We start from the raw sequence: 23,489 nt of genomic DNA, 5'->3' as shown, positions 1-23,489 counted from the left end.
CCTGCTGACTTGGAAACCACAGACATCAGGTCGTCACTACCGGCTCACGCCGGTTTTAAATAGTCGAAACGCAACAGTACTCTCGTAAGAATTTCAAATATGGTGATGCCACGTGACGACAACCGCGGCAAACAGAGCAACGGCAACGGGAACCCTGTACTATCTATTGATAGACGGACGTGCCTGAAGGCTGCAGGGGCTGCCATGGGAGCGTTTCCACTAGTCAGTGGCTCTGCAAGTGCCGCAGAACGCCGTGGAATTAGGTTCGAGACGGTAGTCGATATGGTCGAGGACGTCGGCTGTGACCCGACTGGAACAGAGCCATGCGACGAGCAAATTACGGATGCAGCTGACGATTACACGCTACTGAAGTTCCCTGCGGGAGAATACAAACTCACTCAGAAAAACGTCATACTGGACAAGACCAATCTCGGATTCGTTGGTACGGGAGACGTCCGATTTACCGTACCCGAACGATTCAACCAAAAAGCCCTCGTCGTCGATAGGGGCACTGGACTGCTCTTCGAGGGCATTGATATCGACCAAACAGCAAACGGAGCGACACCCGGACTCCACTTGGGAGTCGATGACGATCTTCGTGTCCACGACGTCGAGCTAATCGGTCAGGGAATCCATCCCAAATCGGTTCCACGAGAAGAACCGGGCTGGGAACCAGGTGGAGCCGGCGAGAACGGCAATCCAAACGTGATGGATTACTTCTATCCAATCGTTCGATCACCCGATGGTAGTGGTCTCGTTACAGATCTCAGAGCGAACAATCACGGACTAATGGGAGCGTACAATGCTGGTGATGGACGAAGCGGTATCTGGGTCGGTATCTCCAATCGAGGCACTATTACATTCAGAAATTGCCGTATTGAAGAATTCGGCTCGAACGGTACCTACACCAGTCGGACAAATGGTGTCGTTCAGTTCGAAGGCGGTGTCTACCGCAACAACAACAATCAAGTTCGCATCGGGAGTGCTGGCAGTTACGTCGATGGTGTGACCCTCGAAGTGGATGCCGACGCGAGCGACGCACCGAACCCATACGAGGCGCTCAACTACCGCGGCGTGCGTGTCGAAATGGGTCGTCAAAGCGACCGGACCGACGTCGAAATCAGGGACTGTGACATCTCGATTCGGTCGGCACCCTTTTCCGGTGGCGGGGTCGTCGCCGAGGCGACCGCCAGTGAGTTCCAAGTGCGAAACACCCGTATCGGCATCGAGGAGGACAGCGTGCGTGGCGTGTTCGGCAAGGAACCTGACGGTGGCGGAGCTTACGACCCACCGGCGAAACCACACGCCGGAACGATGGAGAACGTGAGCATCACTGGCAGCGCCGACGGCAACGCGGCCATTGAACTGCGGGACCGGCCTGATTCGACCGTCGATGGTTGCTGTATCCACCAGAAGGGGGCGAACCGCGACGGGGTCGTACTGGTCGATTCGGACGGAAGCACGGTGCGAAACAGTACCATCGACATCACCGGCGAACAGGTCGCCGAGGACAATTCTTCGGTGACAACGTCCGACATCGTGGACGATGGCTCGTGTCCGACACCTGACGATGACGGCGGAAGCGGCCTCCCGCATGAACTCTCGATCAAAGGCACCGACGAGCGATTTTCGTACACGTTCTCGGTGAGCGGAGACCTCAAAAAGAGTACGGCGAATGGCGCGACCATCGACGACAACGACACTATCATCGACTATGCCGCGACCGGGCAAGGCGGCGACGGCGGCATCGATAGCTATGCCTTCTCGGGGAGTCTCGAATCGTTCGCCCTTGATGGTGAAGCCAACGTTATCCTCGATGGCGAACCCGCCCGAGTTGGCCAACGGCCTGACCACGTGCTCTCCATCGAGGGCACCGACGAGCGGTTTTCGTACACGTTCTCGGTGAGTGACGACCTCGAAAGGAGTACGGCGAACGGCGCGACCATCGACGACAACGATACCATCTCGGGTAACACCGCGACCGGACAGGGCGGCGACGGCGGTATCGACAGCTACGTGTTCTCTGGTGAACTCACAAGTTTCGACCTCGACGGCGAGGTTAACGTCACCCTCGATGGCAAACCCGCTCGCGTCGGCCAACGGCCCGATCACGTGCTCTCGATAGAGGGCACTGACGAGCGGTTTTCGTACACGTTCTCGGTGAGCGGAGACCTCGAAAAGAGTACGGCGAACGGCGCGACCATCGACGACAACGATACCATCTCGGATAACACCGCGACCGGGCAAGGTGGCAACGGTGGTATTGACAGCTATGCCTTCTCAGGAAGTCTCGAATCGTTTGCCCTCGACGGTGAGGCCAATGTTACTCTCGACGGCGAACCCGCCCACGTTGGCCAACGGTCCGACCACGTGCTCTCTATCGAAGGCACTGACGAGCGGTTCTCGTACACGTTCTCGGTGAGCGGGGACCTCGAAAAGAGTACGGCGAACGGCGCAACCATCGACGACAACGACACCATCACCGACTATGCCGCGACCGGGCAGGGCGGCGACGGCGGTATCGACAGCTACGTGTTCTCTGGTGAACTCACGAGCTTCGACCTCGACGGCGAGGCTAATATCACTCTTGACGGCGAACCTGCCCATGTCGGCCAGCGCCCTGATCACTATCTCCGAATAAAAGGAAGCGGGTCGACCACCAACTACAGCTTCAGGGTGGACAGCAACCTCCAGAAAAGTGGAGTACGTGCAGGTACCAGTGGCGAAGATCAGATCAGCACTCAGAGTGCATCAGGAACGGTCGACGACGGGGCGGACGCGTACACGTTCGACGGCGACCTCGTCACATTCGACTTCGATGGCGCTCCGATAAATGTGTACCTTGATGGTGAGCCAGCGTACGTCGGGCAGCTCTAACCACGTCGGTAGTGGTTGAAGACAGCAATTTGGCACTGAGAGCATCGAATCTGTCGCAGTCGGCGTTCGTGCGTGTACTCGGATTAGAGTGTCCTTCTCCGCTCTTCAATCAGATTTTCCACAGAGAGCAGCAGTGTCTGGCTCTTCGTCAGACGTGAGTTCTCGGGCAGTGAGTGCCTGTTTGACACTCTGTTGGGCGGTACGAAGTGTGTCGACGAGACTGATTGTATCCGTCACGACGGGATAGGTCACGGAGAGTGATTCGTATAGGTACTCGTTGAATCCGTGATCAATACGATGTGTACCGGGTACGCGCTGTTCGCTGAGGGTGATTTGTCGATCTGTTAGTAGCTGCTCGCATTCGTGTCTGCGCGAGCGCAGGCGTTCGTCGGCACCATCGAGTTCCGTGTCGGTCCAGTTCTCGAACGAGTGCTTCCCTACGATCCCATCGAGATCAGAGCCTAAGCGCGTCAGCTTCGCGTCGGCGGTTTCGAGAGCATTGGATTCGCTTTTGAGGCCTTGCAGCAGCGAGTGGCGGCTCTCACGTGCTTGTTGGCTGCATTCGACGAGCCGCTCGCGGAGCTGTGGTGTGAGCTGATCGCTGGTTAGCACGATGGTGGCGACCTCCGGCCCGAACTCTTGAGCAAGGCTTTCTTCGAGCGTATCGCCGTAGACATCAGCGTAGTGCTCGACAGCCATGACTGTCTCGCGGTAGATGTCACGGACTTCCTCAAGCGAGGCAGCTGTATTCGATGCGTGAGGTGATGGCACCAACAGCCGTGTCGACGGCTGCTGGAGCTCGTCGGCTGACGAGTTGACCGCGGCGACATCGAGATCAGCGATGCGATCAGTGAATGTCGCAAATACATCGCGCTCGTCGGTAGTCCATTCCCGGTCAGTCTTGACGGTCTCTATTGCGGACCGTGTCGTGGTCGGGACGAAACGAGTGGTCATTATTGGCAATACGGTACGGGGTGTCATAATTCTATTCGCCGAATAGATCGCTAACAAAACTCGCATATATTGATATTGGTCTCGCTCTCAGTCGTCGGTCAGACCATCTGCTCGAAAGTTTCGTGATAGTGTGGGCTTAGAATTTTTCGGGTGACCAGTGCTGGTCGATCCGTTGTTCAATCGCAGCGATCACTGTCGAGAGGACATCGACCGGATGGAGCGACGGCCATGTGAGATCAGTGATTTCGTCTCCATCCGGCGGTTGGTGGAAATGAAGACGTGCGTTGTGCGGGTTAGGATGGCGGTCCCAGCGGCATTCCCATTGATCGGTGTCCATCGTCTCGACGTAGTGCAGTGAGAAGTCACCGCTGGCGAACCAGCGAATGTCCAGCCGAGCGGTCTCGGCTGTCGCTGGATACCGGCTCTCCTCGCACGGTGCATGGAGGATGCGAGGCTCGTAGCTATCGGGTTCGAACTCGGTTGTGGCGACTATTGGTTCGTCCGTCAGGAGACTCTCAATGAGCCGGAGCGTCTGGCGATCCGGTGGGCCAGTTGACGGTGGTTCATCGCTTGGGGACGGCGTCATCTACGCCGGGAGGAGACGACCGTCGTTCTGGGCAAGCTGTCGTGCGAGTTCGTAGAGGCGAATATCGCGATTGAGCGCTTGCCAGTCGCTGATGGCGTTCATTCGCTCGTGGATCGCGTCGTGATCGTCGTGCTCGAACACCGAAACCGCGGAGGGATCAGGCGTCTCGAAGCGCTGTTCGAATTCCTCTCGGTGGTCTTCGAGCTGGTGGACGCGGTCAATGATCTCGTCGACTGTGAGTTCGTCGGCGAGACGGCTCGCGTCTTGCCATTCGAGGTAGCCGTCGTTGCGTTCGTAGCGGGCGGGGCGGCTCTGGCGGTCGGCCCGACCGATACCCATCTCCGCAAGGCGTTCGAGGTGCTTTTTCGCGGCGTTAGGCGAGCAATCGGCGATCTCTGCGATTTCGGGATAGGGCGTTGGCTCGGTAATACCGAGGAGTGTGTTGTAGACACGCCCGAACGTATCCGTGTTCTCAGACCAGCGCTGGCGCACTGTGTTGATGTCGTCTTCGGATGGAGTGGGTTCGAAATCAGTCATAGAAGGGAATACGCGCTGCTTTGCAATATATATTTGGAACGAGCAGATATTTGACTGGCCGCCGCGCAGAAGTTGAGACTAGGACTCTCAATGCACAGCAGAGTGGCTATCCAAATTTCAGTCCCGGCTATTGTCTGTATGAGTTCGGGGATTTAACGCATGTTGATACGCTATTGTCTGTATCTGGAGTCGGGCAGATAGATTGCTCATGCACGGTAGACGCTGAAATCAACCTTGAAAGACTGACACTGTCGAACAGGAATACGTGAATATCGAATGCTGATGAACCACCGCATAGCAGACTGATACCTCAACTGTACTTACGAGACAGCTCTGTCGACAGTATAAATTCCGCACACTTCTCACGAATAATCTACCTATCCGAGTTCAGATGTGTAAGGGGCTCCCCAACTCCAACTCTGTAGGAGAAAACATCCGTCTAATATTAGACTTCTGTGACAGTTTTGGCGGTTGTGTCAGAGGAAGTTGGAAAAGATATTTCTTCATACTATCCTTGGTCGGAGATGTATGCTAGACAACCTACGTCGAAGACAAGTACTAGAGGCAATAGGACTGAGCACTATCGGCCTTGCAGGTACGAGTAACAACCACGATATTGTGGCAGCACAGAGCACATCGTCCCTGGGAAGCAGGGCGAACTTCTCGAACGATGTGGTCTATCAAATTCTCGTTGATCGCTTCCACAACGGGAACCCAGATAATGATCCGAGCGGCGAGATATACAGTTCGGACTGTTCGGACCTGCAGAAATACTGCGGCGGGGATTGGCAGGGGATCATTGACAAAATCCAGAGCGGCTACATCCCCGATATGGGTGTCTCGGCAATCTGGATTTCGCCACCGTTCGAGAACATCGCGGAGTACAACTCCAATTCGGGGGCAGCCTACCACGGCTATTGGGCACGTGACTTCAAACAACCGAATCCGTTCTTCGGCTCAATGTCCAAGTTTGAGGAACTTGTGAGCGTCGCCCATGATAATGGACTCAAGGTAGTCATCGACTTCGTACCAAATCATACCTCGCCGTCTGCCACCGATGGGAGCATGGAGGACGGCATTCTCTACGATAATGGCTCGTATGTGGCCAGTTATAACGACGATCCTAACGGCTACTTCCATCATAACGGTGGAACGGACTACTCCACCTACGAAGGCCAGATATACAGAAATCTTTACAATCTAGCAGACTTCGACCAGTCCGAGACCTATATTGACTCCTACCTCAAGGACGCGGTGCGTCACTGGCTCAACACCGGTATTGACGGCCTGCGCATCGATGCAGTGGCGCACATGGCCCCGCTCTGGCAGAAAACCTTTGTCGACGCTATCTACGATCACCAGCAGGTGTTCACGTTCGGCGAGTGGTTCCTTGGGAGCGATGCATACAACGAAAATTATTACGAACTCTCAAATCAAAGTGGCATGAGCCTGCTGGATTTTCGATTCGGTCAGGAGATTCGCCAGACGCTTCGGGACTTTACGGACGATTTCAACGGTCTCTGGGACGTGCTTCAGGAAACTGCCGACGAACATGATCAAGTTCTTGATCAAGTTCCCTTTATCGACAACCATGATATGGGTCGATTCCACAAGTCGGGCGCGAATACAACGAATACTGACATGGCGATGGCCGTTTTGCTGACGACCCGGGGCGTTCCGACAATCTACTATGGCACCGAGCAGTACCTCACCGGCAACGACACGCCGGAGAATCGCAAGCCAATGCCAGGCTTCGACCGGACCACGACGGCCTACCAAGTCATCCAAAAACTTGCTCCGCTGCGCCAGGAGAACGATGCCTTAGCCTACGGTGACACTCAGCAGCGCTGGCTCAGTAGTGACGTGTTCTTTTACGAACGGGAGTTTGGTGGTGATGTCGTGCTCGTCGGTATCAACCGTAGTCTCGACTCGTACGATATCGACGGTCTCTACACCGCGCTGCCGCGGGGGAGCTATGCTGACGAGCTCGACGGCATCCTTGACGGCTTCTCGACGACAGTCAACAGCGACGGTTCTATCGACACCTTCTCGTTCGGCCCAAAGACTGTCTGCATCTGGCAACACAGGGGGGATACGGTTGGGCCGAGCATAGGTCATGTCGGGCCGACGATGGCGCACACCGACCATACCATCACCGTCCACGGCAGCGGGTTCGGCTCTAGCCAAGGTACCGTCGAGTTCGACTCGACTTCGGCGGGGATCGTCTCCTGGTCAGACACGGAGGTCGAGGTCGACGTCCCCTATATCGCCGGCGGTTTCTACGATATCACTGTCACCGACGCCAACGGAGCTACGAGCGGCCCCTTCACGGGGTTCGAACTGCTCTCGGATGACCTGGTATCGGCGCGATTCGTGGTCCACAGCGCTGAAACCGAGTCGGGAGAGAACGTGTACCTTCTCGGCGACCAGCACGAAATTGGGAGCTGGGACGAAAGCCGCGCAGTCGGTCGATTTTTCAATCAAGTCGTCTACGACTACCCCACTTGGTACTACGATGTGGCCGTTCCCGAGAATCGGGACATCGAGTTCAAATTCGTGAAGATCGACGGCAGCGGAAACGCGGTTTATGAGTCCGGGGATAACCGGACCTACACCACACCAGTAGTCGGAGAAACCGGATTCTACGAGGGTACTTGGAAATAGTTCGAGCGCCCCGTTCAGTTCGAGGTTTCGGTCGATCGTAGTTCGACTTCGGAAGCTTCGAAGTCTTCGACGAATGCACTCTGTCCGCCGACGGTGTATGTACCCTCAGGAGTTTCGACAATAAGGGTATTCTCAACCGGGAGCGAGCTGCTTGTCGGATCAAGCAGCGATTGTTGGGCGTCTATGACTACACCGTCGAGTTCGGTTGGACCGTCCTCCTCCGGGAGCGGACGACCGTCAACGTGCGCACGAACCGTCGTGTCGGCACGGAGATGGAGGGTTGCCTGAAAGACCGTGTGTCGAAAGTCGTGATACGTCGCCGGGAGCGTGACGGGATCAGCCGCGAACACTTCAGATGCCATCGGAAAGTAATTACTTAGAAACGAACTCACCATGACCGGACCGAGTTGCTCCTGTGCGAAGACGACCGCCCGAGCCGAACTGTTGGCCTGCGAGAGCATTTCTGGTGGGGGCGACGAGGTCCATTTCCTTGTCGACGGCGAGTATCGTCGGCATCGGCTGCTCCCACGCGCGCGACCGAGGCTACGCCATCGATATCTGGTGGCCTCGTCTGGAGCGACACCGGTGACCAACAGGAGAACGAGAACATTACGGTCGAGGGCAGCCAGCAGTTCGCCGGTGACTTCACCGAGTAGTTCAGAAACCGGCTAGATGGATTTGTCATGCACGAAATCTCGTGATATTTAGGCTGTCCATTGGTTTCGATCTCAGCACATATGCGAAAATCACCTCCTCAAATCGCATTCGCCATGGGCTCTGTAACAAAGTGGGTAGCTGTCGGCGGCCGGATGCCTGCTACGCACCTATTTTTATACGGAGGAGGGCTCATACGGATACCGAACGCCGAAACGGCGTTTCGGCCGGACGATCAGCCGCCCATGCCGCTGAACGAGAGACCACCCTCGATGTAGCGCTGGGCGAACAGATACACTAGCATGATCGGCGTTGCGAAGGTAAGCGCGAACGCCGAGAAGCGCGCCCACGGGATCGAGTATTCGCTGATGAGCGAGTACAGCCCGACGGGCAACGTGTAGTTTTCGGTGGTGAGTAGCGTCTGCGCGACCACGAACTCCGTCCAGCCGGTGAGGAACGTGAAGATGAACACCGTGGCGAGTCCTGCGGTGGACAGCGGCAGGATGACCTCGGTGATGACGCGCCACGGTGGCGCACCATCAACGACGGCCGCCTCCTCATACGAGACGGGGATCCCGTCCATATACGTTTTCAACAGCCATGTGTTGAATGGAATCGCGGTCGCCGCGTAGTAGACCGCGAGCGCGAGCTTGCTGTCGTTGATGCCGAACTGGACGTACACGGCGTACAGTCCGATGAGCAACGCAACGCCGAGCCCACCTCCGACCTGGGTCATGAGGACGTACACGAACAGCACCTTGCGACGAAGGATGAACTCCCGGCGCGAGAGCGCGTACGCCGCCGGCACGACCAGGCACATGGCGATGACGACGGTCGGCACCGCGACCGTGAGGCTGTTCCAGAGGTATCCCTTGAAGTTCGATGGGTTCGTCACGCCGTACTGTGAGACATCGAGCAGGACGACCTCCGGCGTGTTGATGACGACGGCGAGGTCGGTGATCGGGACGTTCACCGAGATGGTGTATCCCGGAACGATGAGGTCGCCGACCACCCAGAGGAACGGCTGCAACGTCGGGTTTTGCGGCAGCAGGTTGAATCCACCGGCGGAGTAGATCGAGCCACCGGTGCTGGAGAGGGCGGCCGTCAGGATCCAGTAGATCGGGAACAGGAGCGCGAGCACCACGGCGAGCGCACCGAGGGTTGCGCCGAGGGTTTTCAACGGCTCGACGGGCGATATCTTGCCGCGTCTGATACCGTTGACCGTATACACCGCGTTGCGAACGGCAGCGACGGGCTGGAGCACGAGGTTCCGCACGTCCGTCTTCAGCTTCCGACTGATCCGGCCGAAGAGACTCACTGTTCTGACACCCCCTCAGCAAGCCGGCCACGTTTGACGTTCAACCACATGAACGCACCGATGAACAGCACTGCAATGAGGCTGACAGCCGCGCCATACCCGTACTCCGAAAACGACAGCGCCTCCCGGTAGCCGTAGACTACGATGAGTTCGTTCGCCCGGGCGGGACCGCCCTTGTTGAACACGTAGGGGATGAGAAACTGCTGGAACGACGCGGCCGCCGTCAGGATCGAGGCGAACAGTACGGGTCGCTTGATCGACGGGAGCGTCACGTGCAGGAGCCGGGAGAAGAAGCCTGCGCCGTCGACTTTCGCCGCTTCGTGGAGCTGCTCGGGCACGTCCTGCAACGCGCTGACGGTGATGATGACCATGAACGGGTACGCGAGCCACATCTCCGTGACGTTGTACGCGAGGAAGGCGGGCCACCGCTCGGAGAGCCACGCGATCGAGCCGATCCCGAGCGCCGACAGCGCCTGGTTCGCCAGCCCGAACTCGGCCGAGCTGAAGATGCCGCGCCACACGGTGACCGTGAAGATGGCCGGCAGCCCCATCGGGAGGATGATGAACGACCGCATCACCCGTTTGCCGCGCACGCGGTCGCTGGTCACCACGAGCGCGATGGCGAGGCTCAATCCGATCTTCAGGGTGACGCTGGTCGCAACGAACAGCCACGTCACCCCGAAGGAGTTCCAAAACGTGGGATCAGTGAGAACGTTGACGTAGTTGCGGAGCCCGACGAACGTCGCCTCGCCGAACGTCAGCATTGAGGCGGCCCCCTCGCCGGCGAACAGGCTCGCCGGATCGGCGTTCGTGAACGAGATCCCGACGAGGTACACCACCGGGAACAGCATGAACGCCGCGAAGACGAACAGTCCGGGAAGCACGAACAGCAGGGAGACGTCCCGCTTGTCGAGAAACGGAATCGTCTCGACGCGGCGTGCAACGCGCGAAATCGTGCTCATGACCGGCTCATTCCCAGTTGCTGTGGATGGTTTTTGCGGCCTGATCGAGCGCGGCTTTCGGGCTGGCGTTTCCGTTGAATGCCTTGATGAGCGCGGTCTTCATCGTCGGCCAGACCTTGTTCATCTTCGGGTGAGTCGGCATCGGCGTTCCCTGTTTGACTGTTTGGGAGAAGGGCTTCACTTGTTTTGGGAGTTCGTCACTCCCGACCAGGCTGGACAGCACCGGAATGGCCCCCTGCTCTTCGGCGAGCTTCATGATGTGGTCCTCGTTCGTGACGTACCACTCGATGAACCTCCGCGCGGCTTCCGTCGCGGCGTTGTCCTTCTTCATGCCCTTCGTGAAGTACCACATCGTGATACCGGTGTAGGGATTGGGGTCGCCGCCCTCGGGTTTCGGGAGCGTCGTGACTTCGTAGTTCACCCCTTTCTCGTTGAGGGTCGCCAGATACCACGGTCCGTTGAAGGCGAACGCTGCGTTGCCCGCAGCGAAGGCGGCCGCCTGTGGCTCGTACTTCGGATCGGTCGGCATGTACGGCTTGAAGTTCTCGAGGGCGAACTCCAGACCGCGCACGGCCTTTTTCCTGTTGATCCCGAGCATCGGGTCCTTCTCGGGGTCGAAGTAGTAGCCGCCGAACGCCTGGAGCCACGCGCTGGTGTAGTAGGGATCGAACGGATAGCTCAGGCCGTACGTGCCGTTGCTCGGATCGTGGTGTTCCTTCATCGCCGAGACCATATCGGCCACCGTCTTCGGTGCCTCGTCGACCATGTCAGTGTTGTATATCAGCGTCACCGTTTCGGCCGAGTGGGGAAGACCCACGACGTTGCCCTCGAACTGCACGGCCCCGGCGGCCGCGCTCGTGAACGTATCGAGGCTCACGTCGAGTTTGTCGCTCTGGTCGACGACGAAGCCACGCTGGAAGTAATCACCTACCCAGTCATGGGCCCACTCGAAGGTTTTCGCCCCCTGGCCGGCGGGGAGCGCACTGGTGGTCTTCTTCTGCATGTCGGAGATGTCCGCCCCGCTGATGGTGTGCTCAGACTGGGCGTTGAACGCCTCGATCGCGCTTTTTCGGAGGGGGATCTCCGGTTTCGGGAGCGAGTACCATACCTTCGCCGACCCGGACGGCCCGGCCGACCCGCTCGTCGTGCCAGTGCCGCTCGTGTTCCCGCTGCTCCCGGATCGATTGTCCCCACTTTGGGTACTGCCCCCGGAACCCTGCTGTTGCACCCCGATACAGCCCGCGAGCGCCGCGACAGCGCTCGCCCCGCCGATCTGCTTCAGTACGGTTCTGCGATTCGTTGGCATGGTGAACGTTGGATGAAAGAGTCGTTCATAACTTAATAGCTTCGGTTATCTGTGAACGGTTGTCACGATGGACGCGCGGAACGGATCGCGGTATCGCTCGAATACACCCGATCGGCGGCAGTCACTGCATGTGTTCGCTCGATCATTTCGCCCGCCCTCGATTTCCGTGCGTGGTAGACGGAACGACTGCCGTCCGGCAGTACACTGCCGGCTGATAGCCTCTGTCGACCGACAGAACACCGACTGGCAGTTGCCTGGCGGCGAGATTGAGATCCGGGCGACGAAGCGTCCGGCGTCTCGTGCCGCGACGATAGGTTTCAGTCGCTACGAAATCCTGCCTCACAAATTTTGGATTCAGGGTAAGACCTATATCCTCCCGTCCGTAGTCTCCAGCGGATGGCAACTGTCACGCTCGACACCCTCAGAAAGGAGTTCGACAGCGGACGGCTCGTCGCGGTCGACGACGTCTCTCTCGAAGTGGGGGACGGCGAGTTGGTTACGGTCGTCGGACCATCGGGCTGTGGGAAGTCCACCACGCTCCGGATGATCGCGGGGCTGGAACAGCCGACGTCGGGCCAGGTACGCATCGGCGGCGAGGATGTCACCGATGTCCACGCGCGCCGCCGCGACGTGGCGATGGTGTTCCAGAACTACGCGTTGTACCCCCACAAGACCGTCCGGCAGAACATGGCCTTTGGCCTGCGGATGAGCACTAATCTCGGGAAAGACGAGCGCAACGAGAAGGTCGACGAGACGGCAGCGATGATGGGGATCGGGGACCTGCTCGACGACGAACCTGGCGAGTTGTCCGGCGGACAGAAACAGCGCGTCGCGCTGGGTCGCGCCATCGTCCGCGAGCCGGACGTGTTCCTGTTCGACGAGCCGCTTTCCAATCTCGACGCGAAGCTCCGGACGAGCATGCGGACCGAGATCCAACGTCTTCAGGAGCAGCTGGGGATCACGGCCATCTACGTGACCCACGACCAGGAAGAGGCGATGACGATGGGCGACCGACTCGCCATCATGAACGACGGCGTCCTCCAGCAGACCGGTACGCCGACGGACGTGTACGCGGCCCCGAACAGCGAGTTCGTCGGCGGGTTCGTCGGCTCGCCCTCGATGAACATTCTCGACGTGACTGTCGAGGAGACCGGGGACGGCACCATGCTCACGAACGGGGATCGGTTCACGTACACGCTGGGCGGCGACCGCGGGCGACACGTCACCGGGGCCGACGTGACGTCTGCTCGGCTCGGGATCCGCCCCGAGAACGTTCGCGTGACCGACGAGCGCGACGGCATCGAGACCAGCGTCGAGGTCGTCGAACCCGTCGGCAGCGACAACTACCTATATCTCGATCTCGGTCCGGAGTTCATCGCCCGGGTCGACTCCGGGATCGAACCCGCGACGGGCGAGGAGATCCGCGTGACCTTCGACGAGAACGACGTTCACTTGTTCGACGCAGGGACCGGCGATGCGCTGCTGGCCGAGGGCGAGGAGCCGCCGATCGTGACGGCCTGACGGCCCGAATTATAGTGTCGGTCGGAGGCAATTACCGCTGCACGTCACGAGACCGCTTTGCTGTCTCTCGATTCCATACATACCGTCAGGTGAAGACTGCCGACCGACACTATCAGTCGTCCGCCGCGACCGGCGCTCGTTCGAGCATCGAGTGTTCGTCCAGCAGCGCCACGGTTGCCAGCCGCAGCGCGTGCGACCAGCCGAGCGGCGTCGCGCTGTCGGGCGTCCCGTCGTCGAACACCTGTTCCGGGAGATAGCCGCCGTCGCAACACAGCGGCCCGTCGGGGAGCACGAGCGCGAGCAGGTCCCGCGCCGTCGCGGCCAGGTCCGCGGCGCGGTCGTCGTCGCGGTCGGCGAGCATCGCGGCGAGCGCGCCGGCGGCGTAGGCCCCCCACGCGGTCGAGACGGTCCAGATCTTTTCGTCCGCCTGTTCGCGCCGTCGCCAGCCGTCGCCCTCGTACCGAGCCAGGCCGGCGACCCCGCCGGAACCGGGGTCGCGCCGGAGCTCGTCGACGACGGTGGTGACGTGCGAGACGAGACGGTCGAGTCGGGCGTCGTCGACCTCGCCGACGCGAGCGTACGCGCGGTGGGCACTGACGAGCGCGAACGTCGCGGAGTCGCACCGGTCGTCGAGACCGCCCGCGTCGTCGTGATCCGCGCCGTACTCGCGCAGGGCGTAGATCCCGCGGTCGTCGACCCACAGGTCGTCGATCGCGGCGTAGACCGCAGCGGCGCGCTCGTCCGCGCGGTCCGCGAGGTCGCCGTCGGTCGCGGCCAGCGCCGCGTACGCTTCGAGGGAGGTGGCGGCGGTGTGTGTGAACCGACCGGCCATGTCCTCCCACACGTTCTCGCCGGCGGTCGGCCGGTCGTCGTCGGCGAGGTCGTCGTCGAGCGCGGCGAGCGCGCGGTCCAGTGCGTCGCGGTGGTCGCCGTCGTGTACCGCCAGATACGCCGTGGCGCTCGCGGTCTGGTCGGCCTGGTAGTTGGTGGCGTCACCGGCTTCCAGGCGGCCGTTGGCCCAGCCAGGGGCCAGCGTGGCGTCGAACGACCAGACGCGGTGGGGCCACGTGCCGTCGTCGAGCTGGGTCTCGACGTAGGCGCGTGCGCTCTCGGCGTGGCGATCATCCAGTCCGAGATCGAACTGCTCGTCCGCATCGAGCAGGAACTGCGAGATCTCGGCGTCGTCGCGGAACCACGAATAGCCGTACCCGCCCGAGTACGCGTAGTACGGGTCGAACTCCGGGCCGGCGATCCGAAGCCCCGACTGCCCGGTGAGCAGCGAGAGAACCCGGATGTCCGCGGCGATCGCGTCGGAATGGGGGTGCTCGGTAGCGACGGCGGGTTCGGTTTGCCGGGTAGCCGCGCGTTCGAGCGCCGTGGTGTCGTAGTCGCCGGCGGCCGCCCGAACCGCGTCGAGCGCGTCCGTGCGGGGCCTGTCCGCGCGCGTCGTCAACAGGGTCGAAAGCGTCGCCGTTCCGTCCTCGATCGGCAGCACGCCCACCACGTCGCCGCTTAACGCGTCCTCTCCGGCGGTGTCCTCTCCAGCGTCGCTTTCCCCAGCGGCGTTCTCCGTGGCGGCGTTCGCTTCGGCGTCCTCCTCTCTGTTCCACGGATAGTCGGTGGACGTCCCGTGAAGGAGTTCCTCGAAGCCATCGAACCCGGAACTCTGGATCGTCTCGAACCCGGTGTCGCTTGCGAGGTAGTCGGTCTCCTCGGCGTGGTACACTTCGACCGCATCCCCGTGCTGGAGGCGACCGATGCGCGCGTCGCGGCCGTCCGGGGCGAACCCGACGCCGACGACCACGTCCAGCGACTCGTTGGCCTCGCTCGCGTCGACGTGCGTGACGTGGACGGCACCGAGCGTGAGGTCGTACTGCGTTACCAGTCCGTGGGCAGTTTCGTGATCGGTCACCACGAGCGCGGTGTCGCCGTGGTACCGTTGGGCGCTGCTTTTGGCGTCGAACCACGCCGTCCCCGCTCCCCCGTCGGCGGGCCGGACGCCGAGTCCGGAACGAACGACGCCGGTCAGGCCGACCAGCGGATGGCTGAAATCCCGGATCGACCCGTTCTCGCCGACGTGGACGAGACGGCCGTCCCAGCCCGAAAAACGGCCGGTCGTCGTCCGTCGCTCGCCAGGAAACCGCGTCGGGTCGCTTCGGTGGCGTTCGTAGTCGTTCAGCGCGTCGCGGAGTGGCATTGGGGACACGTCTCGCCGCGGCGTAATAACTTTGGTGTAATTGTAGTTCATGGCTCGACGGTGATCGAAACAGTCAAAGGCGTCTATGGCAACCGTGGGCGTATGTCCCATCCTGGCCCACCCCGATTCCCTCACGTCGGCGAATCGGTCGAACTCGCACCGCGCGACCCCGACGCGTCGGCGAGCTACGCGTGGCGGATCGCGGAACGACCCGTGGAGAGTACGGCGACGCTCGGCGACGGAGCGGTCGTCCACCTCACGCCCGATGTCGCCGGCACCTACTGCGTCGAACTCGACGCATCCGACGGTACCCACGCACAGACGGTGCGTGCGTTTCCGGACCCGCGCCGCGAAGCGCGCTTCAGCGTGGCTGCCGCCGACGTGGACGGCGACGTCGATGCCGACCACGCGGCAGTGATCGGGCAGTTCAACGATTTCACGATGGGCACACACCGCGCCGAGCGTGCCGGCGGCGACGACGAGTGGCATCTCGACGTCGCGCTCCCGCCTGGCACACACGAGGCCATCTTCGCGTTCGACGACGCGTTCGACCCGCACGCCACGAGCGAGGTCACGGTCGCAGGTGCTGGCCGACCCCGTATTCGCCTCGAGGGACGCCACGAGGATGACGCAATCGTCGTGACCGCGACGGCCCACGCCGCCCCGGAGGGAAGCGAGCCGAGCGTCGAGTTCCATCTCGACGCCCGTGACGACCTCACGCGCGACGACGTGTCGATCACCGACACGGAGTTGCGGGTTCCGACGGCAGCGCTCTCGAACGACGGCGATCCCGTGCGCGTCCACGCCGTCGCCGTCGCCGAACAGCACAGCATCGCCGACACGCTGGCGCTCCGCGCCGAGCGTGCCAGGGACGCTGGCGACCGTGCCAACGGACACGCTCGTGCCAGCAACCACGCGGACGACGTCGCCGTCAACCGCCCCGCCGACCCGCCGGCGTGGGTCCACGACGCGACCATCTACGAGATATTCGTTCGGACGTTCGCGGGCGAGACCGTCGACACCACGTTCGAGGAAATCGAACGGCGGGTCCCCTACCTCGCATCGCTCGGGATCGACGCCGTCTGGCTCACGCCGGTCTGTGAGTCCCCCACGCGCCACGGCTACCACATCACCGACCTGTTCGACACCGCGGCGGACCTCGGCACCCGCGAGGAGTTCGGGTCGCTCGTGAAGCGCCTCCACGAGGCCGACATCAAGGTCATCTTTGACCTCGTCATCAATCACACCTCGCGGGACCATCCCTCCTTCCAACTGCATCGCGCGGGCGTTCCCGCCTACGAGGACCACTACGAGCGGATGCCGACCGAGCAGGACACCTCAGACGTGGACTGGGCCGGCGACAATGCGCCGGGCCACTACTTCACGTGGACCCGAATTCCGAACCTGAACTACGATTCGCCCGCCGTCCGGGAGTGGATGCTTGATGTCGTTGACGAATGGGCACCGCTCGTCGACGGGTTCCGGTGTGACGTGGCATGGGGCGTCCCGCACGGCTTCTGGAAGGAGGTCCGCGAGCGGCTGAAAGCCCGCGACGACGACTTCCTGCTGCTCGACGAGACCGTCCCACGCGACGCCGCCTTCCGGGAAAACGAGTTCGACGTTCACTACGACACCGATCTCTACGCCGCGCTGCGCGACATCGGCACCGGCGACGCGCCGGCGACGGCCATCCTCGACGCGCTCGTGGAGGCCCGGCGTCACGGCTACCCCGACGAGGCGGTCCACATGCGCTACGTCGAGAACCACGACGAGGACCGCTACGCGACCGCGTGCGACGACGGCAGCCTGCGACCCGCCGTGGCCGCGACGTTCACCCTGCCCGGCGTCCCGATGATCTACTACGGCCAGGAACGCGGCGTCCCCGAGGATCGGGGAACGATGCGGTGGCACGACGGCGACGCCGGCCTGACCGCCTTCCACCGTCGCCTCGTCGAACTCCGCGACGACCGTCCGGCGCTTCGTGCCCCCGGCGTCGAGCGCGTCGTGTGTGACGTGCCCAAGGGCGATCCCGAGCGCGTCGTTGCCTACGAGCGCGTGAGCGGCGACGATCGGCTCGTCGTCGTGCTGAACTTCGGGGCCGATCCGGCGACGGTGGTGCCCGAGCACGTGGTCGACACCACGGACCTGCTCGGCGGGACCGACGTGAGCGACGGCGCGGGCGTTCGGGTCGAGAACGCCGTCGTGCTGTGTGCGCCGCGGCCCGCGACGAAACAGTAGCGCCGAAGCGATAGTGACGGCCGCCGTGAACCGACGCCGGCCACCGGATGACGTAAATATCACCCTCGTTTGACTACGCCACATGGACGACACGTCGCTCGAACGACTCTTACAGCGCTTCGGGTTCTCCGACAAGGAGATCGACACGTATCTGGGGATCTTAGAACACGGGGAGGCGAAAGCCAGCACCATCGCCGAGGAGGCGGATGTCTCCAAGCGCCACGTCTACAGCGTCGCGGAAACGCTCGCTGATAGGGGGTTCGTCGAGGTCAACGACCACATCGTGCCGACGACCATCAGGGCGAACCCGCCCGAGAGCGTGGTGGGGTCGCTGGCCGACGACCTCGAAGCGATGGAGCCCGCGCTCGAATCGCGGTTCTCGCGGGCGGCCCCCCGTTCGGAGAGTTTCGAGGTCGTGAAATCCCGCGTCACCGTCCTGAAGCGCGCCGCGGAGCTGCTCGGGCGCGCCGACATGGAGGTGACGCTCGCGGTACCGTACCGGCTGCTCGACGAGGTCGCCGACGAGCTCCGGGCGGCGCTCGACCGTGGGGTGGTTGTGCTTCTTCTCGTTACCGGCGTGGGTCCCGACGACGATCCCGACGTCGACGGGCTGGCATCGGTCGCTCGCGCGTGGGATCAGCCGATGCCGACGATACTGACCGTCGACAGGGAGATGGGCCTCGTTGCGCCCCCGGCGATGCTCTCGCGCGCCAACAGCGCGGCTCGGGCGATCGTCTTCGCCCAGGAGCAACTCGGCCCGGTCATCGTGGGTTCGTTCCTCGGGAACTACTTCCCGATGGCGACCGAGATCCACGTCACCGACCCCGCGGCGTTGCCGGCGACGTACCACGATTTCCGCCACGCGGTCCTCGAGGCGGCGCTCCACATTCGGGCCGATACGCCGATCCGCGCGCGCGTCACGGGCCGTCCGCTCTACGACGAGGACGGGCCGTCCGAACTCGACGGCGTCGTCGTGGACGTCCGGCAGTCGCTGCTCGCCCCCACGAGCAGCTCGTTCCCGGTCGAGAACACGCTCATCATCGAAACCGACGAGGGCACGTACAACGCCGGCGGACAGGGGGCGTTCGTCGAGGACTTCGAAGCCGCGACCGTGGAGCTGCGAGCGATCGAAACATCGAACTGAGTAAGATGCTCAAACTATTTCCAAGTACCCTCACAGAATCCGGTTTCCCCACTGCTGGTGTGGTGTAAGTCCGATTGCTGCCGGACTCATAACCGTGTTTCCGCTGCCGTCGATTTTCGCAAATTTGAACTTAATGTCCCGATCGGCGGGTACGGCCACGTCATAGTACCAGGTAGGGTAGTCGTAGACGGCCTGGTTGAAAAACCGACCGAGTGCGCGGGTTTCATCCCAGTTTCCAATCTCATGCTGGTTTCCAAGGAGGTGAACGTTCTCCCCCTGGTTCCGTCTCAGCACCGTGGACCACAAAAAATATAAAATATACCTGCCCAGCGTTAGGACTTACTCCAGTGAGACGAACGGCAGCGAAGCCAGTTGGTCGGCGGTGTACGCGAGCGCGTCCGACTGGGTGGTGCTATCAGGTGCAATCATGTCCATGATTCGGGGTGCCATGTCGGCTGCACCGGGCTTGGCACCGCCGAAGACGTATGGCTTATTCTGCACTTCAACCGGGCGGAGAGTGCCCCTATCCTCGGACTGAACTATCGACACGACCTCGAGATTCGCGGCGTCAACACCGCCGAAGGCGGCCCGATCAAGAGTCAGTGTGACTGTCCCGGCCGACGTGTCAATGGATGCACCCAGACTGACCGTGTTGCCATCGGCATCGGTCACAGGTGTACCCGTTGCGTCAACAATACCCTTGGTGAAGCCGCTGACCTGAAGGCGGTAGTGCCACGGTTTCTTGAACGATGTCGTGGCTTGGAGGTCGTCGAGGCTGGTTGTCGAGCCACCGCTCTTGTTCGGATCGTGGACCCAGAGGATGAACATCTGCGGCGAGAACCCGCGACTGCTCCCGAAGGCGTTATAGAGGCTCTCGACCTCGAAAGTGAACTCGTAGAGGCTCGGTGTCTGTTCAACCGTAAGCGAGCGTAGGTCGAATGCACCGTCCTTGAACGCATCGGCGGTCGGATAGGTGTAGCTACCAGGACCGTAGTCGTCACCCGATGGATCGGAGAAGGAGGCAACAGTCGCCGGCGGTTTGACCGTCACAGTCTTCGAAGCCAGCGTCGTTCCATCGGTCGTTTGAACAGTCACGCTGTAGGTTCCCGGATCGCTGATCGTGTACGAGAAGGTGTAGTTTCCGCTCGTGGTGTTCGGCGGAAATCGGACGTTCGCCTTCGCCACAACCTCACCGTCAACGACCAACTCGACGGTTGTTCCGCCGATGTAGTCGCTGTTGTTTGATCCCGTGGCCGTAATGAACGGTTCTTGGACGAAGGTCTCGTTTTCGATGGAGACGTCGATGTCCTGCGTGGGGTGTTCGTATCGGGGCAATTTTTCGACCTCCTTGTCGCTGGCCTGGTAGAGACGGACGGCGGTGCCGCCGGTCTCGACCATCGAGGCCAACAGCGTCGTTCGCGGGGTGACAATGGCCTTACTGACACGGACGTCCGAGAGGTTCGCGTCGTAGGCCGCGTCGATACCGTCGGTATAGATTTCGGCGACGTACTTGGGACCACTCGGAGCCGGGTCATTGGGCGGTCCCGCATGGTCGGGTGGCCCTGCGTTCGCGGGCGGTCCCGCGTTCTCCGGTGGGCCGCGTCCGGGCGTGTCATCCGGCGGTCCTGCATTCTCGGGTGGGCCGGCGTGTTCGGGCGGCCCAGCGTGCTCGGGTGGTCCGCGCTTTCCGGATGCGAGGAAGTCGAGCGGCACGTTGAGCGCACGGCCGTTTTCGTCGGCCATCGCGCCGACGTACCACTCCTCGTCTTTCTGACGAGCGGTAAGCATGTACTCGCCAATCGCCGAATCGAGCACGCGCGTGTCGTCCCAGCCAGCGGCCGGCACGTCCTTGACGAACTCGAATTCATCAACGGTCGGGCCACGGATCGGAGCGGTGTCTGGCTTCGGCATCGACTGGCTCGTTTCGGTGACTGCAATCGAATCGAGGTTGAATCCACCGGTATCCCCTTCCGTGAGCGCCACTGACACCGTGTTCTCGCCCGATTCGAGCGTAACGGTCGTCGAAACCGTTCCCCATTCGTCCCAGTACGTAGTCGTGGGCACGGTGACTTGCGTGCTCGCCGAATCGTTGACCGTGATGGTTGCCGTCCGGGGTGTGCCCGCCGGGACGGCGTTTTGTTCCGCGTCGCTGGCATAGCGGAGGTGGAGGTCGTACTCGCCGGCGCTCTCGACGCCCTCGACGGTCCACGATACCGTTGCGCCGTTCTCGACGCTGTTCGGGTCGATAGCCACGTACCGGCCGGCTTGAGCGCCGGCCCACTTCGCGGCCGTCGGGAAGTCTTCAACCTCACCAAACTCGGCCTGTGCGACGTCACCGACGCCGAGCACTGCGGGCTGGTCGGCGAGGTAGGAACTCGGAAGGTCCGCAATCATGTGGAGTCCGCTGAAGTAGTTCGGATACATGGCGAGCTGTTTGGCCCGCGTCGTCTCGATGCCGCCCGACCCCGAATCCATGTCGAAGATGCCCGGTGTGTATTCGACAGGACCACCGAGCATCCGCGTGAACGGGAACGTGACGTGGTGAGATGGACTGACGTACCCGAAGGAATCGTACTCCTGTCCGAGTACGCCCTCGCGCGTCATCACGTTGGGATACGTGCGGCGCTCGCCGGTGGGGTGGATTGGCTCGTGGACTTCCAGCATCTGACGGTGGCTGGCGGCCTTTTGATACACCAAGTGGTGGTGGTTGACCAGCGGTTGGCAGTGGTGGTTGTAGGTCGTCCCGTCAATGGTGACGCCGCTGTCGGCGACGTAGCCGGTCTTGATCGACCGAATCCCTCGGTCCTCGTAGTCCGCGAACGGATTCGGGTCATTGTCCAACTGATTTTCGTAGTTCGTGATGTTGCCCGCGGTCTCGTTGTGCGAGGTCATCTCGACTGCCGGGTCGAGTTGCAGGCCGTAGTTCGTGACTGCATCCCAGTCGAAATCGGGATACGGGTCGTCGAAGTCCATCGCGCTGCCGTCGCCGGGGTAGGTGCGCCAGCCCTCGTTCCAGCCCTCCACGAGTACGCTCGGGATGCCGTGTTCGCTGGCGAAGTCCATATAGCGCTTCATTCGGCCGGTCTGTGCGCCGTGGTTGCCGGTCTGGGGACCCATGTACTCCCAGTTCGCGCGGCCGGTAATCATCAGCCACCAAACCCCGAGGAATTTGTGGGGGATAATCCAGTCAGTCCCTTTCGGGAAGTCGGCGGGGTCGCGTGGCTCGTTGAGATTGACAATCAGATTCGACTCGATGAGGTCGCCCGGACGCTCGCCGACCTGTACTGTGCGCCACGGCGTCCGGTGTGGGGCCGCCGCCGTCACCTTCGTCCCGTCGGGCAGCGGAGCCAGCACGGACTCGAAGGTGGTCGAACCGTCCGACTGGGGTTCGATGGCTATCGAAGCATAATCCACGAGGTTCGCCTCGTGAACGCTCAGATACTGGTCATCGGCGGCTTTCATCGTGATGGGCGTGTGCGCGCCGCCGGTGGGACTCTGCGAGGCAATCTCGCTCAGCGGTGTCTCGTTGTAGGCGTATTCGAAACTGTTGAAATCGTTCCGAATCCACCACGAGGTGTAGTCGTCGGCGAAGGCAAACTCCGTCCGTTCAGAACTGATAGCGAACTCCCCGAACCCGCTGTCTTTCGGAAAAACGAACCGAAAGCCGATGCCGTCGTTGAACGCCCGGAGTTCCAGCGTGAGCGCGCGGCCCGCACCGCCGGATTCTCGGAGACCTACACGGAGTTCCTCGTAGTGTTCGCGGATTTCGTCGTACTGGTCCCAGATCGGTGTCCACGTTTCGTTTACCTGCGAGTGCTCGGTGCCGGTGACGGCGATGCCGTCGTGGAAGGTGGACTGGTTTTCGAACGCAAAGCCGAGCGTCGAGTCCTCGATGACGGTAGTATCGTTGTGGGCAATGCTGTAACTCGGAACGCCGTCCGCAACGTCCACCGTTACCGAGACGGTGCCGTCCGGCGAGGTGAGTGTCTGTGTGGCAGTGTCGTCGCCTCCGGTCACTTGCGCGGCGGCATCGTCCGCGACGGTGAGTGAGAATGCCGACGCCGCGGCCAGCGACGTTAGACCACCGACGAACCCGCGCCGGCTGATTTGCGAGAATGAGTGCTGACTTTGTTCGTCAAACATCAACAAGCACGTAATTCTCGAAGCGTATAAATGTTCACCAGGTTCCGAGTTAGATGCGCCATTTGGACTGAAGAGACCACACATCCATTACATAAATAAACAATATAAAGAAGTATTACTCGGACACGAAAAACTATTTCAAGGAGGGCTATGAGATCGAAGGCGTGGTAAACATGAACAATCCACGCGCGCGTGCTATTTCCATGCAAGCATACGCTCCGTCAGTGATTACGAGCGGCTGTACGATTCCATTCAAAGAACGATCATGAAACGGCGCGAATACCTAAGTGGCGTCGGTGGACTAGGCGTACCTGTTGCGTTCTGAGTTGATAAAGCCACAGGGAGCGAGACCTCTGTGAGGGGCACTGGAACAAGGTGTGTAGGCTGC

Annotated in this window: 14 protein-coding genes and 1 pseudogene; 5 read left to right on the top strand and 10 right to left on the bottom strand. The window is 61.3% G+C overall.

The genetic code is table 11. From position 1 onward, the window contains the following. The first annotated feature begins 282 nt into the window (after window positions 1-282). Window positions 283-2,877: a hypothetical protein gene (locus ACQUQO_RS16040; RefSeq protein ID WP_435079343.1), complete on the top strand. Its 2,595-nt coding sequence runs from the start codon at window positions 283-285 to the stop codon at window positions 2,875-2,877. A 105-nt stretch (window positions 2,878-2,982) separates the two neighbouring features. Here ACQUQO_RS16040 and ACQUQO_RS16035 read toward each other — a convergent pair whose 3' ends face one another. From ACQUQO_RS16035 to ACQUQO_RS16025, 3 genes are all read right to left on the bottom strand, one after another. Then, window positions 2,983-3,831 carry a DUF7260 family protein gene (locus ACQUQO_RS16035; protein ID WP_435079341.1) on the bottom strand — a complete coding sequence of 283 codons (849 nt, stop codon included), beginning with the start codon at window positions 3,829-3,831 and terminating at the stop codon, window positions 2,983-2,985. A gap of 136 nt (window positions 3,832-3,967) precedes the next feature. Beyond that, window positions 3,968-4,417, bottom strand: coding sequence for a hypothetical protein (locus ACQUQO_RS16030; protein ID WP_435079339.1), 450 nt, complete (start codon window positions 4,415-4,417; stop codon window positions 3,968-3,970). Continuing rightward, window positions 4,418-4,954, bottom strand: coding sequence for a DUF7342 family protein (locus ACQUQO_RS16025; protein WP_435079338.1), 537 nt, complete (start codon window positions 4,952-4,954; stop codon window positions 4,418-4,420). 528 nt (window positions 4,955-5,482) lie between these two features. Between ACQUQO_RS16025 and ACQUQO_RS16020 the strand changes: the two genes are divergently transcribed. Next, window positions 5,483-7,618 carry an alpha-amylase family glycosyl hydrolase gene (locus tag ACQUQO_RS16020; RefSeq protein WP_435079337.1) on the top strand — a complete coding sequence of 712 codons (2,136 nt, stop codon included), beginning with the start codon at window positions 5,483-5,485 and terminating at the stop codon, window positions 7,616-7,618. 14 nt (window positions 7,619-7,632) lie between these two features. Here the strand turns inward: ACQUQO_RS16020 and ACQUQO_RS16015 are convergent. The 4 genes and pseudogenes from ACQUQO_RS16015 to ACQUQO_RS16000 all read right to left on the bottom strand — a co-directional run. Next, window positions 7,633-8,268: pseudogene (locus ACQUQO_RS16015) on the bottom strand (TrmB family transcriptional regulator sugar-binding domain-containing protein); the annotation flags it as partial. 239 nt (window positions 8,269-8,507) lie between these two features. Continuing rightward, entirely contained in the window at window positions 8,508-9,590 is a 1,083-nt protein-coding gene (locus ACQUQO_RS16010; RefSeq protein ID WP_435079335.1) for a sugar ABC transporter permease, read from the bottom strand. Beyond that, window positions 9,587-10,552, bottom strand: coding sequence for a carbohydrate ABC transporter permease (locus ACQUQO_RS16005; protein ID WP_435079334.1), 966 nt, complete (start codon window positions 10,550-10,552; stop codon window positions 9,587-9,589). Before ACQUQO_RS16005 ends, ACQUQO_RS16010 begins: the two co-directional genes overlap by 4 nt. Before the next feature lie 7 nt (window positions 10,553-10,559). Further along, complete coding sequence (locus tag ACQUQO_RS16000) at window positions 10,560-11,858, bottom strand: extracellular solute-binding protein (RefSeq protein WP_435079332.1); 1,299 nt, start codon at window positions 11,856-11,858, stop codon at window positions 10,560-10,562. A 396-nt stretch (window positions 11,859-12,254) separates the two neighbouring features. Here ACQUQO_RS16000 and ACQUQO_RS15995 point away from each other — a divergent pair, with 396 nt between their 5' ends. Further along, window positions 12,255-13,379, top strand: coding sequence for an ABC transporter ATP-binding protein (locus tag ACQUQO_RS15995; RefSeq protein WP_435079331.1), 1,125 nt, complete (start codon window positions 12,255-12,257; stop codon window positions 13,377-13,379). A gap of 112 nt (window positions 13,380-13,491) precedes the next feature. Here ACQUQO_RS15995 and ACQUQO_RS15990 read toward each other — a convergent pair whose 3' ends face one another. Continuing rightward, window positions 13,492-15,576 (bottom strand): glycoside hydrolase family 15 protein, encoded by a 2,085-nt coding sequence (locus ACQUQO_RS15990; protein ID WP_435079329.1) that lies wholly within the window; start codon window positions 15,574-15,576, stop codon window positions 13,492-13,494. Between the two features lie 102 nt (window positions 15,577-15,678). Between ACQUQO_RS15990 and ACQUQO_RS15985 the strand changes: the two genes are divergently transcribed. Together ACQUQO_RS15985 and ACQUQO_RS15980 are read left to right on the top strand one after the other, a co-directional pair. Beyond that, window positions 15,679-17,814 (top strand): alpha-amylase family glycosyl hydrolase, encoded by a 2,136-nt coding sequence (locus ACQUQO_RS15985; RefSeq protein ID WP_435079327.1) that lies wholly within the window; start codon window positions 15,679-15,681, stop codon window positions 17,812-17,814. Window positions 17,815-17,896: 82 nt separating this feature from the next. Further along, window positions 17,897-18,958: a TrmB family transcriptional regulator gene (locus ACQUQO_RS15980; RefSeq protein ID WP_435079325.1), complete on the top strand. Its 1,062-nt coding sequence runs from the start codon at window positions 17,897-17,899 to the stop codon at window positions 18,956-18,958. A gap of 30 nt (window positions 18,959-18,988) precedes the next feature. Here ACQUQO_RS15980 and ACQUQO_RS15975 read toward each other — a convergent pair whose 3' ends face one another. Further along, window positions 18,989-19,252: a carbohydrate-binding module family 20 domain-containing protein gene (locus ACQUQO_RS15975; protein WP_435079323.1), complete on the bottom strand. Its 264-nt coding sequence runs from the start codon at window positions 19,250-19,252 to the stop codon at window positions 18,989-18,991. Window positions 19,253-19,297: 45 nt separating this feature from the next. Then, on the bottom strand, window positions 19,298-23,101 hold the full coding sequence (locus ACQUQO_RS15970) for a glycoside hydrolase family 97 catalytic domain-containing protein (protein WP_435079321.1): 3,804 nt from the start codon (window positions 23,099-23,101) through the stop codon (window positions 19,298-19,300). Between the last annotated feature and the right edge of the window lie 388 nt (window positions 23,102-23,489).

The sequence above is a fragment of the Halococcus sp. AFM35 genome (assembly GCF_051195015.1).
In the GTDB taxonomy this organism is placed as follows: Archaea; Halobacteriota; Halobacteria; order Halobacteriales; family Halococcaceae; genus Halococcus.
The sequence above is the reverse complement of the archived record's forward strand: the minus strand, read 5'-3'. Positions and strand labels throughout refer to the sequence as shown.